At 65.8% G+C, this 17,960-nt stretch carries 11 protein-coding genes; 1 reads left to right on the top strand and 10 read right to left on the bottom strand.

Translation table 11 applies throughout. The features are described from left to right. Positions 1-88: 88 nt before the first annotated feature. The 6 genes from mtnA to ACW7G1_RS09855 form a co-directional block, all read right to left on the bottom strand. The gene (mtnA, locus tag ACW7G1_RS09830; RefSeq protein WP_456979550.1) at positions 89-1,147 is read right to left on the bottom strand and encodes an S-methyl-5-thioribose-1-phosphate isomerase; all 1,059 of its coding nucleotides are present in this window, start codon (positions 1,145-1,147) and stop codon (positions 89-91) included. A 7-nt stretch (positions 1,148-1,154) separates the two neighbouring features. Beyond that, the gene (epmA, locus tag ACW7G1_RS09835; protein WP_456979551.1) at positions 1,155-2,138 is read right to left on the bottom strand and encodes an EF-P lysine aminoacylase EpmA; all 984 of its coding nucleotides are present in this window, start codon (positions 2,136-2,138) and stop codon (positions 1,155-1,157) included. Positions 2,139-2,145: 7 nt separating this feature from the next. Next, complete coding sequence (ligA, locus tag ACW7G1_RS09840) at positions 2,146-4,548, bottom strand: NAD-dependent DNA ligase LigA (RefSeq protein WP_456979552.1); 2,403 nt, start codon at positions 4,546-4,548, stop codon at positions 2,146-2,148. 37 nt (positions 4,549-4,585) lie between these two features. Then, entirely contained in the window at positions 4,586-5,338 is a 753-nt protein-coding gene (zipA, locus tag ACW7G1_RS09845) for a cell division protein ZipA (protein ID WP_456979553.1), read from the bottom strand. Positions 5,339-5,389: 51 nt separating this feature from the next. Continuing rightward, positions 5,390-8,893: a chromosome segregation protein SMC gene (smc, locus tag ACW7G1_RS09850; RefSeq protein WP_456979554.1), complete on the bottom strand. Its 3,504-nt coding sequence runs from the start codon at positions 8,891-8,893 to the stop codon at positions 5,390-5,392. A 274-nt stretch (positions 8,894-9,167) separates the two neighbouring features. Next, complete coding sequence (locus ACW7G1_RS09855) at positions 9,168-10,271, bottom strand: ABC transporter ATP-binding protein (RefSeq protein WP_456979555.1); 1,104 nt, start codon at positions 10,269-10,271, stop codon at positions 9,168-9,170. Positions 10,272-10,414: 143 nt separating this feature from the next. Between ACW7G1_RS09855 and ACW7G1_RS09860 the strand changes: the two genes are divergently transcribed. Further along, positions 10,415-11,773, top strand: coding sequence for a GH1 family beta-glucosidase (locus ACW7G1_RS09860; RefSeq protein WP_456979556.1), 1,359 nt, complete (start codon positions 10,415-10,417; stop codon positions 11,771-11,773). A 15-nt stretch (positions 11,774-11,788) separates the two neighbouring features. On the opposite strand, the gene ACW7G1_RS09865 is transcribed toward ACW7G1_RS09860, so the two are convergent. From ACW7G1_RS09865 to ACW7G1_RS09880, 4 genes are all read right to left on the bottom strand, one after another. Then, positions 11,789-12,058, bottom strand: a complete 270-nt coding sequence (locus tag ACW7G1_RS09865; RefSeq protein ID WP_456979557.1) for a hypothetical protein — start codon at positions 12,056-12,058, stop codon at positions 11,789-11,791. Between the two features lie 2 nt (positions 12,059-12,060). Continuing rightward, on the bottom strand, positions 12,061-13,368 hold the full coding sequence (locus ACW7G1_RS09870) for a TFIIB-type zinc ribbon-containing protein (RefSeq protein ID WP_456979558.1): 1,308 nt from the start codon (positions 13,366-13,368) through the stop codon (positions 12,061-12,063). 17 nt (positions 13,369-13,385) lie between these two features. Further along, positions 13,386-14,537, bottom strand: a complete 1,152-nt coding sequence (locus ACW7G1_RS09875) for an SPFH domain-containing protein (RefSeq protein WP_456979559.1) — start codon at positions 14,535-14,537, stop codon at positions 13,386-13,388. Between the two features lie 107 nt (positions 14,538-14,644). After that, entirely contained in the window at positions 14,645-17,950 is a 3,306-nt protein-coding gene (locus ACW7G1_RS09880; protein ID WP_456979560.1) for a discoidin domain-containing protein, read from the bottom strand. Positions 17,951-17,960: the final 10 nt, after the last annotated feature.

The following is a 17,960-nucleotide window of genomic DNA, read 5'->3' on the forward strand; positions in this document are numbered from 1 at the left end:
GCGCTCTGACGCCCCGCTATTTTCCCCGGAAACAATGACTTAGCGCGGTTTTACGGTCGAATCGGACGCTGATGGAGGCTCGCGCCTCTCAATCGGGAAATGCGATCCGCATCGCGGCCTCGTCCGGACGCTCGATCACCCCACGCTCGGTAACGATGGCGGTGATCAGATCATGCGCCGTGACGTCGAACACCGGGTTCCAGGCACGGATACCATCGGCCGCCGTACGGGTCCCGGCGACGCCGAACAACTCGTCGGGGTCGCGCTCCTCGATATGGATGAAATCGCCCGACGCAGTGTCCATATCCACTGTCGATGACGGCGCCACCACCATGAACCCGACCCCGTAATGCCATGCCGATATGGCGAGCTGGCAGGTACCGATCTTGTTGGCGACATCGCCGTTGGCGCAGATGCGGTCCGCCCCCACCACGACCCATTGCACCTTGCCGGTTTTCATCAGGTGCGCGGCCGCCGCGTCGGCGATCAGGGTCGGGGCAATACCGTCCTGCTGAAGCTCCCACGCAGTCAGTCGTGCGCCTTGCAGCCACGGACGGGTCTCGCCCGCATACACCTGCTCGACCCGCCCCTGGGCGACGCCGGCGCGAATCACCCCCAGCGCGGTACCAAAACCGGCGGTTGCCAGCGAGCCGGTGTTGCAATGGGTCAAGACACTGCTGCCGGGTGCGATCAGGGCCGCACCAAGCACGCCCATCTGGCGATTGGCCGCCAGATCCTCGCGGGTGATTGCCTCCGCCTCGGCGGCGAGGGCCCCGCGCCACTGCTCACCGGCACCGGTGAGGACGCGCCGCATCCGCGCCAATGCCCAGGCAAGGTTGACCGCCGTGGGCCTGGCCGCATTGAGGTGGGCGATGGTCGGAGTGAGCTTGGCGGCCGCCTCGGGGCCATCGGCCGCGGTGATCTCACGGGCCGCCAGCACCAGGCCCCAGGCGGCGGCGATTCCAATGGCAGGAGCACCACGAACGACCAGCGTGCGGATCGCGTCGAACACCTCGTCACTGGTGCGGCAGGTGACGTATTCCACCTGGAAGGGAAGCTTGCGCTGGTCCAGCAGCTCCAGCGCGTCACTGGTCCAGCGGATGGGCCGGACCCGGTCATAACGGTCGAAATCGAGGGTATCGGTCATGGCGTTCTCAAGCTCGGAAGAAGTCAAATGCCAGCACGTCGGCGATCCGGTCGGTGCCCAGTATCGCCATCATCAGCCGGTCGACACCGAGGGCGACCCCGGCGCAATGTGGAAAGCCGGCGGCCAGCGATGCCAGGAAGCGCTGGTCCAGTTGCGGCACGATATCGCCACGACTCGCACGCACCTGCCGGTCGCGCTGGAAACGCGTCGTCTGCTCCACCGCATCGGCCAGCTCGTGATAGCCATTGGCAAGCTCCAGCGGCCCCAGATACAACTCGAAACGTTCGGCGACCGGTGGCTCGCCAGTGCCATCATCGCGCAGCCGCGCCAACGCGCATTGGCTGGCCGGGTAGTCGTGGATCGCCAGCATCTGGTCGTCGCGGAAATCCGGCTGCAACCGGTGGGTCATCAACAGGTCCAGCCAATCGTCACGCACCAGCCCGCGCGGATCGACAACAGCCTCACCCAGCGCTTGGCGCAGCTCGTCTTCGCTGGCGGTCATCGGGTCCAGGCCCAGCCGGTCGCGGTAGAGGTCACGGTAGCGAACCTGGACCAGTGGAACCTGTCGGCCGACCAGCGCGAGTGCGGCATTGATCACCTCGGCGGTTTCCACAATCAGCGCACGATGGTCCCAGCCCAGGCGATACCACTCCAGCATGGTGAATTCCGGATTGTGGCGAACACCGACCTCTCCATCGCGAAACACCCGGCCCAGTTCGTAGCAATCACCAAAGCCGGCCGCCAACAGGCGCTTGAGCGGGTACTCGGGGGACGTACGCAACCATCGCGTTCGCGGCGCGCCATCGGTGCGTCCGCTGAACTGCAGCGAGAACGAGGCGATATTGGGCTCGGTGTTGCCGGCCACCGACATCATCGGCGTCTCGACCTCGGTGACGTCACGCTCGGCGAAGAACGCACGGATGCAGGCGTTGAGGGCGGCGCGCAGGCGCAGCGCATCGAAGCTCGCCGTCGGCTGCCAGTCCGACGTCATGTCGATCTCATTCGTGTGCAGCCAGGAAGGCGATGAGCTTCGCCTCGTCCCAGATTGCGACGCCCAGCTCCTCGGCCTTGGCAAGCTTGGAGCCGGCAGCCTCGCCGGCGACGACAAAGCCGGTTTTCTTCGACACGCTGCCAGCGGACTTTGCGCCCAGGGCTTCCAGCCGGGCCTTGGCCTCATCGCGGGTCATCGACGACAAGGTCCCCGTCAGCACCACGGTCTGGCCGTCCAGCGCACCGGCAACGCGTGTCTCGTCCTGCGGAACCCGCGCCTCCAATCGTTCCACCGCAGCAGCCGACGCGGACAGCAGCCCGGCGTTGCCGACATCCTGCAACCAGTCGAACAGCGCCGTCGCGGTATCGTTCGGCAAACCGGCGGTAACAAAATCATGTTGCGGCGCCTTCAGCAGACGCGCCACCGCAGCGGCGGGCTGATCCGCGAGCGGAAATGCCGCTGCCACCTGTTCGGCGCGAATGCGGGTGATCTTCGGGATATCCAGGTCGACCAGCAGGGTCGCCAAACCCAGGTCATCGCGCAGCTTCGGCGACGGGTCATGGGCATCGTTGATGGTGACGCCGCGCGCCAGCAACTCGTCGATGACCTGCTGGTTGCCCGGCTGGTCCATGAAGTTCCCGATGGAGCGGGCGACTTCCCCTCCGATATCAGGCACCCGCTTGAATAACGGCCACGGCAAGTGACGGATTATTTCCAGGTCGCCGAACCAGGTCGCCAACGCCTTCGCGGTGCTCTCGCCGACATGCTGGATACCCAGGCCGAACAGAAAACGCTCCAGCGTGGTGTCGCGGCTGCGGTCAATCGCCTCGATCAGGTTCTCGGCCCATTTGGTCGCGACCTTGGCCGGCTTGCCGTTGCTTGCCGCGGACACATCCGCCGGCGCTTCCGGCAGCGCGTCCTGCGCGGCATCACCGCGGCTTTTCATCTCCAGCAGGTCATCGAGGGTCAACTTGTACAGATCGGCGACGGTCGTGACGTAATCCAGATCCGACAGATACTCGATGTAGCGCTCGCCGAGACCATCGATGTCCATCGCCCGGCGCGAGGCGAAATGCCCGATGGCTTCCTTGCGCTGGGCCGCGCAGGTCAACTCGCCCGAGCAGCGCCAAACCACACCGCCCTCCTCGCGGACGATCCGCGAGCCGCAGACCGGGCACTCGGTTGGCATCACCCATACCGGCGCACCGGGCGCGCGCTGGTCAGGCACGACCCGGACGATCTCCGGGATCACATCACCGGCGCGGCGCACGATCACCGTATCGCCGATGCGCACGTCCAGTCGCGCGATCTGGTCGGCGTTATGCAAGGTCGCCTTGCTGACCACCACGCCGGCGACCTGCACCGGCCGCAAGCGCGCCAGTGGCGTAGCCGCACCGGTGCGGCCGATATTGATATCGATCGCCTCAAGCACGGTCGACTGCTCCTGGGCGGGGAACTTGTGCGCGATCGCCCAACGTGGTGCGCGCGAGACAAAGCCCAACTCGCGCTGTCCCGCGTAATCGTCGAGTTTGTAGACCACCCCGTCGATATCGAACGGCAATCCGGCACGACGCTCACCCAGTCGCTGGTAGTAGTCGAGCAAGCCGCTGGTGCCGGCCACCACCGCGCTTTCAGCACTGACCGGCAGGCCCCATTCGCGCAATCGTTGCAGTGTCGCCGAGTGGGTTTCGGGCAGTTCGCCGCCTTCCACCACGCCCACCGCATAGGCATAGAACGCCAGCGGGCGGCGCGCCGTGATGCGTGGATCCAGCTGGCGCAGCGAGCCGGCAGCGCCATTGCGCGGGTTGGCGAGCACCTTGCCGCCCTCTGCCCGTGCGCGTTCGTTGTAGCGTTTGAATCCTTCCAGTGGCATGTAGACCTCGCCGCGCACTTCCAGCACGTCGGGCCAGCCCGCGCCACGCAGCTGCAACGCGATCGCCTTCACCGTGCGCAGGTTGGCGGTGACATCCTCGCCGGTGGCACCGTCGCCGCGGGTCGCGCCCTGGACGAAGCGGCCGTGCTCGTAGCGCAAGCTGATTGCCAGGCCATCGAGCTTTGGCTCGACCGAAAACAGCGGATTGTCCCGGCCGGTCTTGTGCTCGATCCGGCGCACGAAGTCCGCCACTTCCTGTTCGGTAAAGGCATTGGCCAGCGACAACATCGGCACAGCGTGTCGTACCGGCGCAAAGGCGCCTGACGGTGCCGCCCCGACACGCTGGGTGGGCGAATCCTCGCTCGCCAGCGCCGGAAACTCCGCTTCCAATGCCTCCAGCTCGCGCAGCAGCCGGTCGTACTGCGCATCCGCCAGCACCGCATCGTCAAGCACGTGGTAGCGGAAATTGGCGTCATCGAGCTGACGGCGCAGTTCGTCGACGCGGCTTCGGGCTTCAGCGGTGGCGGCTGCGGACATGACTTTCATGCACGGGACGGCGGTGCCGGGACACGGCTTACCAGCGCGTCGGCTTGCTCAATGGCGGGGCTTCGCGCTGGCGATCGTAGGCGCGCAACTCGTCGCGGATATGGCCGATACGCTGGCGCCCGAGGTTGTTGCGTTGCTCATCCAGCACGATGCCGTCGAGCAACTCGGCCATGCGCTCCGCGGTCGGCAGCATGGTCTCCCAGGCGTCCAGCGCGGCAATCGGTGCCGGCAGGGTCAGGAAAAACGCGATCGCCGGAGTTTCCAGCTCCTGGATGTTCGCCATGTCGAAGTTGCCGGACTTGGTGATATTGGCAACGCTGAACACCGGCCCGCGCTCGGGTCGTTGATCAAGCAGCCGGTGGAACACGCTCATGTGGCCGTACACCAGGCCGGCCTTCTCGGCCGCCACCACGATGTCGGGACCACGGAGCTTGTGGCCGGCGCGGGCCGCCAGGTAAACGGTCACGATCTTGTCGAACTCGTCGCTGACACGGCGCCCCAGCTCGGCGCTGGCGATATCGGCCGTGCCGTCCAGGCTGCGCTCAAACAGCTCCAGTTCGGCCTGGCTGGTGGCATCACCGGTGGCGGGCGGCTCACCAGCCAGCTCATCCTCCAGTTGCTCGCCCAAGGTGGGCTCGCGACGCTCGCCCGTCGTTTTGGCATCGCGGGGAACCCGCCTGCCCTGTCCGGGTTTGCGTGGACGACCGAAGAATACGATCGCGCCAATCAGGATCAGGCCGGCGATCAGGATTCCGATCCGCAGCAGGGTCATGTCCGACATTGTTTCGCTACTCCTTGCTGGTGCGGTTGTAGGGCAATGGTGCCTCGCCCATCAGGCGGCACCGGCCAGACGGGTGGCCTCGGCCAGGTCCACCGATACCAGACGGCTGACACCGGGCTCGCGCATGGTGACGCCAGCCAGCTGATGCGCTGCTTCCATGGTCGCCTTGTTGTGGCTGACGAACAAGAACTGTACCTGTTCACTCATCTCGCTGACCATCGCCGCCAATCGTCCGACATTGGCTTCATCCAATGGCGCATCGACCTCGTCGAGCAGGCAGAACGGCGCCGGATTGAGCTGGAAGATCGCAAACACCAGCGCCACCGCGGTCATCGCCTTCTCGCCGCCAGACAGCAGCGAGATATTCGACACCCGTTTTCCGGGCGGCCGGGCCATGATCGCCACGCCGGCATCGAGCAGATCCTCGCCGGTGAGCTCCAGGTAGGCGTGCCCGCCACCAAACAGGCGCGGATACAGCTGCTGGACGCCGGCATTGACACGGTCGAAGGTGTCCTTGAAGCGGCCCCGGGTTTCCCGGTCGATCTTCCGGATCGCCTCTTCCAGGGTCTCCAGCGCCGTGGTCAGATCGGTGTCCTGGGCATCCAGGTAGTCCTTGCGCTGGGCGGCTTCGGCATGCTCGGCGATCGCGGCCAGGTTGACCGGCTCCAGACGGCGCAGTTTGGCGTCCAGCTCGCTGACCGTCTTCGACCATGCCGCAGGCTCCATCTCGTCGGTCAGGGTATTGGCGACATCCTCAAGCACGAAACCGGCCTCAACCACGTCCTCGGCCAGGGATTCGGCCTTCAGCACGATCGCTTGCTGGTCCAGCCGGCGCTGGCCGATCGCCTCGCGCTGCGCCAATGCCTGCTCGTCGCGCTGCTGGCGGGTCTGCTCGAACCGGCGCAGATCATTGTCGATACCGTCCACGGCAGTACGCGCCGCGGTGAGCTTGTGCTCGACCTGAACCCGCTGCTCCAGGGTGGCTTGTCGCTGCTGCTCAAGCTCCAGCACCGGGTCGTCACCTGCGACCAGCTGGCTGGCCAGTTCACCCAGGCGCAGGTCGAGCACGCCGCGTTGGCCGCCCATCCGGTCCAGCGCCTGGGCCAGCGAGGTGACCTGGGCGCGTTGCGACTCCAGGGTCAGTGCCAGCGCATGGCTGGCGTCGCGCGACTCATGGGCCAGGTTGCGGGCCTGGTCGCGGGCTTCCATCAGGTGGCGGCGCTCGCCATCCAGCACCAGCCGCGCATCCTCCAGCTCGGTCATCCGCATGACCGCCTCTTCCTGGCGGTTGCGCGACTCGCGACCCTGCTCGTGTGCGTCGTCCAGGGACCCGGCCAACTGGGTCAATTCAACCTCGATCTTCTCGATCCGGCCGCGCGCCGAATCCAGGCGGCCCTGCTGGCTCTGCAACCGGCCCGCCATCTCCGAGACGCTGCGATGGGCCGTGTACAGGCTGCGCTGGGCGTCTTCGCGCTGCTGCTCGGCCGCCAGCAGGCGATCACGCAACTGGCTCAGGCCGGAGTCCAACTCGCGCTCGCGCTCCTGCAAGACCTCGATCTGTTCACGCAGCGACTGGATCTCCTTCTCCCGGAGCAACGCGCCCTGCTGGGCCGCGCCCGAGCGCAGCACCTGCATCCAGCCGGCGCCCACGCGTTCACCATTACGGGTGATGACCGACTCGTCCGCAGCCAGTCCAGGCAGCAGCGCACGCGCGGCTTGCAGGTCCTCGGCCACATGCAATCGGGACAAGAGGCGGCGAATCGCCACCGGGCCACGCACCTTGGACGCCAGCGAAGTCGGCGCGACATCAAGCGGATCGGCTTGGGATGACACCAGCGATAGACGACCCTCGCCCAGTTCGCCAATCGCCGCCACCAACGCCTCGGGAGATTCGACCAACACCCCTTCGATCAGCTGGCCCAGCGCGTCTTCCACAGCGTTTTCCCAGCCCGCGTCGACCTCCAGCGCTTCGCCAACACGGGTTGCCGAGTCCAGCCCACGTGCCTGCAACCAGGCCGTCGCAGCGCCCTGCTCCTGGCCCAGCGCGGCATTCTGCAACGCCTCCAGGGACGACAGGCGACCACGCGCCGCCTGTGCCTGTTTGCGCACGTCGGCCAGCCCGGACTGGGTGGCGCGTTGTTGCTCCTGCAATCCGTCGACGCTGGATTTCCGGCCCTCCACAGCGTCGGTCAGGCTGTCCAGCGACAGTTTGTGGGTCTCGTGTTGCTCTTCCAGCTCGGCAAACGTCGCGGCCAGCGTGCTCAGGTCCAGACCGGCGCGTTCGGCGGTCAACGCCTCGCGACGGCGGTCCGCCTCCAGCGCCTGGCGGTCCAGATGCTCGATCCGGGTACGTTCGACATCGGCGGCACGGGTCGCCTCGGACTGGGCACGGGTGTGCTCATCCCAACGCTGCTGCCAGGCTGCCAGCGCGGTCTCGGCATCGCGCAGGACGTCCTGGCGGGCGACATCCTCCTCGCGCATCTGCTCCAACCGTGGCTCATCACTCTCGATTGCCGCAGCCAACACATCCAGGCGGGATTGATCGCTGCCGATATGCTCGGCGATCTGCGCCAGTTGGGTCTGCGCCTCGTCGCGCGCTTTCTGCAGCCGGGTCGACATCTCGCGTTGGTGCTGGATCTGCTGCTCGATCCGGGCCAGCGCGCCGCCGACCTCGTAACTGTTCGCCTGCGCCTTGCTCAGCGCCTCGGCGGCTTCTTCCCGTCGTACCCGGCCGGTCTCGATTTCCCGCTCGGCCTCGCGCTGCTCCGCGATCAACTGCTGCAGGCGGGTCTCCTGCTGGGCCAGTTTTTCGCGTTGTCCCTGCAGCTTGCGGTCCAGCGCACGATGTTCGAGCGCCTTCCATTCCGCGTCCCGGATTCTCCGGTCGGCCTGGATGGCTTGGTATTGCTCGGCCTGACGGGCTTGGCGGGCAAGATGCTCCAGCTGCTTGCCGACCTCCTCGCGCAGGTCGCTGAGCCGGTCGAGGTTCTCCCGGGTGTGCCGGATGCGGGTCTCGGTCTCCTTGCGACGCTCCTTGTACTTGGAGATGCCGGCTGCCTCTTCCAGGTACACGCGCAGATCCTCGGGCCGGGCCTCGATGATCTGGCTGATCATTCCCTGCTCGATGATCGAATAACTGCGCGGACCCAGTCCGGTCCCCAGGAACAGATCGGTAATGTCGCGTCGGCGGCACTTGCTGCCATTGAGGTAGTACTGGCTGCCCCCATCACGGCTGACCAGGCGCTTGACCGATATCTCATCGAAGGCGCCGTACTCACCGGTGATGGTGTGGTCGGAGTTGTCGAACACCAGCTCAACGGTGGCCTGCGACACCGGCTTGCGCGCCGAGGAGCCCGCGAAAATCACGTCGGTCAACGAATCCCCGCGCAGCCGGCTGGCCGAGCTTTCGCCCATCACCCAACGCACCGCGTCGATGATGTTGGACTTGCCGCAGCCGTTCGGCCCGACCACTGCAGTCAGGTTCGACGGCAGGTGCAGGGTGGTCGGATCGACGAAGGACTTGAAGCCGGACAGCTTGATCGTGGACAGACGCATGCGTCGCGGGAACCTCTTGAGCGCCACACGGGCGCTTCCATTAATGCCAAATGAGTTTAACTATATCGCCCAAGCTGTTGAATCCTATGAAACAAGACCCTGAAGAAGCCTGTGCCCATCGGCAAGTATAACGGGCCAAGGCGGACTGCCGGATCACCCGGGGAAGGTCTGAACAATTAACCGTCACCCCATAACAAACCATCACCCCACACCAAGCCGTCATCCCCGCGAAGGCGGGGATCCATGGACTTCAAGCCGCTGACCCCAGGAACGTTCATCCATCACCGTCCAGGCGCTCGCCGCTGTCGGGATCAAAGAAGTGGACGCTGCCCGCCGCAAGCGACAAGGGCAGCTTCGCCCCCACCCCGGGCAGCTCCTGGGGCGGACAGCGCGCAACCAGCGCGTCGGAACCATGGCGCAGGTTGACGAAGATCTCGTTGCCGACCGGTTCGAGCATCTCGATCCCGGCCACGAAACTCGGGCTGGCTCCATCGGTCGCCGGCTGCAGGTGCTCGGGCCGGAAGCCGATCGTCACCTCGCGCTGCAGCCATGGCACCGGGACTTCACTGACAGCCCCGTCCAGACCGATGCGATCACCTTCGGCGGTGTGCAGCGACAACCCGTCGTCGTCACGCTGCAGCCGGCCGTGCAACACATTCATTGCCGGGCTGCCCAGGAACGTGGCGACAAACAGGTTCGCCGGCTTGGCGTACAGGTTCATCGGAGTGTCTATCTGCTGGATCAGGCCATCGTTGAGCACCACGATCCGCTGCCCCAGCGTCATCGCCTCGATCTGGTCATGGGTTACGTACACCATCGTCGCACCCAACTGGCGATGCAGACGCGCGATTTCCACCCGCATCCCGGCGCGCAGCTTGGCGTCCAGGTTGGACAAGGGTTCATCCAGCAGGAACACCTGCGGTTGCCGGACCAGCGCCCGTCCCAGCGCCACCCGCTGGCGCTGGCCACCCGACAGCACGGCCGGCTTGCGCTCCAGCAACTCGTCCAGCTGCAGCATCGTGGCTGCCTCACCGACCCGGGCGCGGATCTCGGCCTTGGCCATCCCGCGCAGCTTGAGCCCGAAGCCCAGGTTCTCCGCCACCGTCATGTGCGGATACAACGCGTAGCTCTGGAACACCATCGCGATGTCGCGATCCTTGGGTGGCAGGTCGTTGACCACGCGCTCGCCGATCCGCAATTGTCCGGCGGTCACGGTTTCCAGCCCGGCGATCATCCGCAGCAGCGTTGACTTGCCACAGCCCGACGGCCCCACCAGCACCAGCAATTCACCATCGGCGACCACGAAGCTGGCCTCGGCAACGCCAACGTGACCATTCGGGTAGACCTTGCGCACACGCTCCAGGCTGACCTTGGCCATGCACTCTCCTGCGGTTGTGACCCAAGGTTACCGCGATGGGTCGGCCGGCGGCCCGCCTGCCTCGGCTATCCTGCCACGCAACCACCCTCACGCCACCCGTCGACCCCGTCGCCGGGCCGTCAATTCCCAGAGACCCAGTATTCATGAGCGATGCACGCGTTTTCCCGGACGGCTTCCTGTGGGGCGCCGCCACGGCCGCCCACCAGATCGAAGGCTCGCCGCTGGCCGATGGTGCCGGCGCAAGCATCTGGACCCGCTTCGCCCACACCCCCGGCATGACGGTCGACGGCGCCACCGGCGATGTTGCCTGCGATCATTACCGGCGCTGGAAGGACGACGTGGCCTTGATGCGCGAACTGGGCCTGACGGCCTACCGCTTCAGCGTGTCGTGGTCGCGGATCCTGCCGGACGGCACCGGCCGGGTAAACCAGGCCGGGCTGGACTTCTACTCCAACCTGGTCGACGAGCTGCTGGCCAACGGCATCGAGCCGATGCTGACGCTTTACCACTGGGACCTGCCGGCGGCGCTGGACGACCGCGGGGGCTGGCTCAACCCGGACAGCGCCGACTGGTTCGCCGAGTACGCCAGCGTCATGTATCGCGCCCTCGACGGCCGAGTGAAGAAGTGGGTCACCCTCAACGAGCCGTGGGTGATCACCGATGGCGGCTACCTGCACGGTGCCCTCGCCCCCGGCCACCGCAGCCGCTACGAGGCACCGATTGCCAGCCACAACCTGATGCGGGCCCATGGCGCGGCGGTAAAGGCCTACCGCGACATCGGCCAACACGAGATCGGCCTGGTGGTGAACATCGAGCCGAAGTACCCCGCGAGCGACTCACCCGACGACCATGCCGCCGTCGCCCGCGCGCATGCCTATATGAATGGCCAGTACCTGGACCCCGCCCTGCTCGGTCATTACCCGCCCGAGATGAAGGAAATATTCGGCGACGCATGGCCGGATTGGCCGGCGCAGGACCTCGAGCTGATCCAACAGAAACTCGACTTCATCGGCATCAACTACTACACCCGCAGCGTCACCCGGGCCGACGACAGCTACCCGTTGAACGCCGGCGCCGTGCGGCAACCGCTGGGCACCTACAGCGAGACCGGCTGGGAAGTGTTCCCGCAGGGCCTGGTCGACCTGCTGTCCTGGGCCAGGGACCGCTACGGCAATATCCCCACCTACATCACCGAAAATGGCGCCGCGTTCTTTGACCCGCCGGTCGCCGAGGATGGCCGTGTGCGCGACCCGTTGCGGACCGATTACCTGCGGAAGCACATCGGCGCCGTGCACCAGGCGATAGCGGCCGGCTGCGACATCCGCGGCTACATGCTGTGGTCGCTGATGGACAACCTGGAATGGTCACTGGGCTACACCAAGCGCTTTGGCATGGTGCACGTGAACTACGCCACCCAGCAGCGCACACCGAAGGACAGCGCGCGCTGGTATGCCAAGGTCATCGCCAGCCACGGCCGGCACCTGGATGAGCCGTTGCCGTAACGCTCGTCCGGATGCTTATTCCCCTTGTTCGGTAATGTCCTCGACACGCTGCACGCGCCTACGGTACTCAGCGACGTTGTCGCCACCAATGCGCTTCCTCTGCGTGCCTTTCAGCGTGTCGACCTTCTGGTCCGTGCCGGTCACCTGCTTGGCTTCGACGACGGTATCGCGTTCGAAGGCATGGGATTTATCGGTGTTGCGGTAATACCGGTACAGGGCCCAGTACAGGCCGGTGGCGCCTGCCGGACCGAGCAGGAGCAGCCATAGACCACCGTCGTCGCCCATCACTAATTCCCCATCATGATCATGAGTGCAATGCCTTCGAGAACGCTGCCGGCAGTTAGCGCGGCCAGCAGGAGCTTCCATTGCTGCACCGGCACGCTGCCCATGGTCTCGCCGGTGCGACCATTCACCGCGATGTAGTGCAGCATGCCGCCGTTGCTGCCCGGCTGGTGGTACGAGTACAGCCATACGGGCAGGTACATCGACACCCAGCGGGTGCCGTGAACGGTGAGGCCTTCCTGCTCCCAGCGCACGCCGCGATCGTAACGGTCCACCGATTTTTCGACCTGGGAGCGGGCGATCGACAGCAGTTGGTCTTCCAGACGTGGGCGCAGGTGCTCCACATCCTGGTCGCGCTTCTCCGTGCTGAAGCCGGCCAGGAAGGAAGCGTTCCACTTCACCGCGTTCTTCGTGTCGAACGGCAGGATCGTGTTGATGATGTTGTTGGTGTTGCTGCCCGTGTCGAGGTTGCCGCGCTCAGTGGAGGATTCCATTGGCAGGTCGTCCACGGTGAAGTCCACGTGCCGGCCGACCTGGTACACGTCGGCGTCGTAGTAGGTCTCTTTTTTGTCGCCGCTGCCGCGCGTGTAACGCCGCGTCTGGATCTCGCCATGGCCGGTGACGTCGGCGCTCGCGTTGCCATCGACGATCATGTACGGCAGGTAGACGCCGATAACGTTCTCGGGCGTGAACTGCTCCTTGAATTCCTTCAACGCGAACATGCGTCGCTTGTTCACGAACTGGCGGATACGCGCGACCGCGTCGTCCTTGCCGATGTGGAACGGCAGCACCGCGTCGGGCACCGCGCCGTTGGCCACCTGCTCGTTGACGCCGAAAACGTGGCGGCACCAATGACAGCGCGCGGTCATCGCATTTTCGGTATTGATCGTCACCTCGGCGCCGCAGCCGGTGCACTTGAAGCTCATCAGGCTGGCGGCGTCGGCCTCTATGTCCCGCGCACCCGAAGCGATCACCGTGCCGGTGAGCTCGTCAAGGCCTTCGCCGAGCCCGAATTCCTCCTCGACCCGCTCGGCTTGCCATTGGTGGCGGCAAAAGAGGCAGACCAACAGGTCGCTGCCGGCCTTTTGCCGGACCTCGCTGGCACCGCATTTGGGGCAGCGGTTGAGGCCGTCCTGAAGCTCGGTGGCAGAGGTGTCGATGGCGACCGGATCGGGCGCCAGCAATTCGTCGCGGATCGGTTCGGGCAGCGTGTCCGGGTCGACAGGAAAACTACCCGGTCGCGGCGGCACATCCTGCGGCGAGCCGGGACCGGTGTAAGGCGGCACCCGCGGCGGCGTAGTGGTATCCGGCATGGTTCTGCGACTCCGCCTTACAGGCCCAGTACCTTGGCCTTGGCCGCGTCGTAGTCAGCCTGGGTAATCAGGCCGAGATCAAGCATTTCCTTCGCCTTGGTCAATTTCGCAATCGGGTCAGCCGCGGCGGGTGCGGCTGGTGCCACCGGTTGCTGCAAGTTACCCAGGCCACCCATCATGCCGCTCGCCATCCCGATGCCCATGACACCTGCGGCGCCACTGGTCTCACCCGCCGACTGGATACCCTGCGCGACGCTGGCCTGCAGGTTGGAATTGCCGCGTGCACCGGCCAGTGCGTCGGCGCGTTGCACGGTCTTGAGCAGTTCCCGCGTATTGGGGTCGTATTCAATGGAAATGATGGCGGTCTTGAAGATGGCCAGGCCACGGTCGGATTTCCACTGATAGGCGTTTTCCACCGCGTCGGACAGGCTCTTGGCAAAGCCAATCGAATCCTGCTGCAGCTTGGTGATGCGATTGCCCTTGCTCGGATCATTCGTATACAGACTGAAGGCCGGCGCAAGCGAACCCACCACTTCGTTGAACAGCTGGCTGGCGGCGGCATTGTCGATGTCGGTGAAATCGAAGACCTGGCCCGGCTGGAGATACGCTGCCGGTACGAAATTCTTCACGAACAGGATCGGATCGACGATCTTCAGCGTGTAGGTACCACGCGTCACCGCGCCCACCTGCGTGCCCAGGAAGCCATCGTCCCAATAGATTTCAGATTGCGTGCCGAAGCGGTTGTTCGGCAGTTCCTTCAGCGACACGAAGAAAGCGGCTTGCTGCGAACCGGGCTGGCCGCCGAACTTGAAGCGCTCCCAGCTCTGCTTGATCAGCGAAGAGACAAGTCCGTCGCCTGCGAAAACCGACTTCGAGTTGAGGTCGTCCGATCGCCATTCATAACCGCCCGGCTCGGCCGCGAAACCGGTGATCGCGCCATCCTGGAACAGCAGCAACCCGTAACCTTCGGGCACGATGATCTTCGAACCGTTGGTGATGATGTTCGAGGACGCCTTGGTATTGGAGCCGCGCCCTGCATTGGTGCCATGCGGCACCGCCGCGAACAACGCCGCGGTCGACGGCAAACCCTCCGGCACCGTGTAGAAGTCCTTCCATTGGTCGGCGAGCGCACCACTGACCGAACCCACTACTGCTTGAACAAGCCCCATGCCAACTCTCCCTGATTCGTGACCGGGTACTGTACCCGCCATGCTGCGGGCAACTATACCTGCGCACAGTTATCAATCAGGAAGCCCCGCGGCTTCCGGGTCGTGGGTTACGGCGACACCCCAACCTCCACGTCGGCTTGCAACCGGTCGATTCGCAGCTCGCTCCCCTGCCACGGACGCGGCTCGCCATCGATGCGTGCATTGCCGCCGGTCATCGGCTTGGGCAACCGCAGCACCACGCCGCCGGGCGGCAGCCGGATGCCGGGGTGCAGCTTGAGCCGGACCGTGTCGCCATCGCGATGCAAGGTGTAGCCCAACTCGCCATACGGCGTGCGCAGACCGTCAATGACAATTCCCTGCCCGTCCAGCCAACTGGCCGGGATGCCGGCGGCGATCACCAGCGATTGGTCGATCTCGCGGCTGTAGGCAAACAGGTCCAGCGCGGAGCGCACGTAGTCCGATGCCACCCAGGCGTGTGGCAGGTCACCGAGGAAAAACGGTTTGCGCGGCGTGCGCGAGACCACTTCGGCCCACTGGTTCCAGCCTGGCGGCTGCTGGTCGGCGAAGAAGAACGCCAGCGCTTCGTGGGCACGCTCGCGCCAGCCCAGGCGCACGAAGGTACCGACGGTCCGCAGCTCGTACGGGGTGTAGTCCTTCCAGTCCCGGGTGCCGTCACGACGACCGACAAACTCGCGCCAGTAACGCTCGAAGGTGTTGTGCAACAGCTCTGTTGGCATCCGGCCCTGCTCGCCACCCGGCGCCAGCGCGATGGTGGTCGAGGTCGCGTCAAAATCGCCGAGCTCGGCCGCGCCGGGGATGTAGTCGATATCGTGTTGCCCGGTCGCCGCCTCGATGGAGGCGTACAGGTCGGCGCGGAACTGGTCGCGCGACGCCGCGAACCGCTCGGCATCGGCATCACGGCCCAGCCATTGCGCGATCAGCACCGCGTCCTTGTAGCCGCGCAGCGTCCAGAAGTTGTCCCAGTACGAGTGCATCGGCTTGGCCGAGTAGCCCTCGTGACTGATCGAGGCCGGCATCATGCCGTAGAACGCCGGGTTGATGGCGCGGTTGGCCGCGGTGCGCTCGCTCAGGCGCAACTGGTCCATGTAGGCCACCGCAGCCGCCACGTGGGGCCACAGGTCTTCGAGCACTTGCCGGTCGCGGCGATGGCGGTAGACCTCGGCGATGGTGAATATCAGCTCGCCGTGGCTGTCGTTCTCCGGCACCGGATCGCTGCCGCGGTCGTCGACGCAACACGGGACTTTGCCGCTATCGAACTGATACGGCGCGTGCCAGCGCACGAATGCTTCGGCGACATCCCCGCGGCCCAGCCGCAACAGGCCCTCGGAAATCATCGCGCCATCGCGGATCCAGGTCCGGGCGTAGGAGCGGGTGCCCGGCCGCAGCTGCGGGCCATTGCGGCTGATCAGCATGTGGGCCAATCCGGTGCGCAGGGTATCGACCACGTGCTGGCCGGCAGCGGGCACCTCCAGGGTCACCCGATCCAGTTTGTCGTGCCAGTCGATGGCTGCGCGGGCCTGCCGGGCCGCCGCATCGCCGGCCAGAACGCCGTCGACCGCAAGATCGCCTGTCAGTGGTGCGCGCCAGTCGAAGCTGCGGCTCTCGCCCGCTGCCAGCCGGACCCGGTACAACATCGCGCCCGACGCCAGGCCGGTGGGGTCGTGCTCGACCCGGGCACGGATGCCGGCCTTGACCAAATCGTCGGGCGGCTCGGGATCGGCCTGGAATCCGGTCGCCGCCCTTGCCGCGAGTCGCTCGACGACCGTGCCGGCATCGAAGGTGGAGGCGATGGTCGCATCGGGCACTTGTGACGGTGCAATCTTGCGTTCGCCATTGACGGTCCAGACGCCCGCCTGCGCCGACAACGAGCCTCCCGAAGCATCGAATGCCAAGCGGTTGATCGGGCTGACGCCGCCGGGCGTGCTCAGGAACTGGGACGGCGGATTGACCTGCAGCGGCCGCAGCGCCAACGCCAGGGTGTAGTCGCGGGATTGCCCGCTGGTATTGGTAAGCACGTAACGGGCACTCAGCTGCGATTGCCCGGGCCGGCCTTCGGCGAAGGGGGTGATCGCCAGATCGAACTGCGGATGACGCCAGCCGACGGTCGGGATCGGCAGATAGCCATCGAGCAGCGACTGGCTGGCCTCCACGTCCGCCCAGCTGACCAGCTCGCCATCGCTGATCACGAACGGTTCGATGCGGATGCCGCCGCGTGCCACTTCCACCGCGCCGTCCTCGCCGATCAAGCCCTGCTCGGCGCCGCCGTCGGTCCCGACCACGGTCCAGTACGGCTGCACGCCAACGAAGCCACGCGGGTAATGGCCACGTGGCGCGGTCGCGGCGATGGCGCGGATGAAGTCGTTCGGGGTCGATGCAAACCCGAGTGGTTCGATGGTGATCCCGGCCAGCGCAAACTCCGCGTCCGTGCCGCCCATCGGTCGCAAACGCAGGTAGCGCGCCTCGGACTCCGGCAAGGCGATCCAGTCCCGACCTCCGTTGCCGTCGGTCACCCGGCGGACGTCGCGCCATAGCCTGCGATCATTCGACAAGGCGATGGCGTAATCGCTGGCGTGCCGGTCACCCCATTGCAGGCTCAGTCCGCCAAATTCACGCAGGCGGCCCAGGTCCAGCACCAGGTCGGCGCCGTCCTGGAAACGCGCCCGCCACACGGTTTCCGGGTCACCGTCGGTGACGGCGCTCACGGCAACGGCGTCGACCGAAGCCTTGCCCTCGACGTCGCCCACGCCCTCGCCCGCCTCGACGCTCGCCGTAGCAGTCAACGGTGAGCCATCGTCCGGCGTCCGCTCCCGGAACACCAGGCTGTCGAAACAAACGGCCCCGGCGCCGCCGGCGCTGCTGTAGACCGTGAACTCGACGCTGGCGCTGCGGTGCATTGCCGGATCGGGGGACGGCCCCCACGCCCGACTGATGTGGCGCTTCTTGTAGACCACCGGTGTCCACTGCGCCGGCAGCTCGACCTTGGGCCGGTTGACCCACCACACGTTGTCGCCGCTGGCATCCACCAGTTTGAACTGCAGGTCATTGACCGGTGCATCGCCGCGCAACTGGAACGAGAACTGATAATCCGCGGGGTATTCCATCGGCAGCTTACGTTGCAGGCCGACGTAACCGGAGACGCCATTGAAATCGTAGTCCAGACACAGTGCGCGACCCTGGATGCCATCGACTTCGCGCAAGCTGCCGCTGACCTGGTCGGAGGTGACGACGCTCCAGTCGGCGGCATGGTCGAAGCCATCCAGCGTGCGCGCCTGGCCGTGGGCAAGCACCGGCACCGACTGCGCCGATACCAGCAACAAGCCGAACGCAAGCAGGACCCGACCGCGGGTCTTCCCGCCGGTCAATTCCGGGTCAACACGACTGGACGCATACATTGATCGTGCC

It is taken from the genome of Lysobacter sp. A378, from assembly GCF_054052125.1.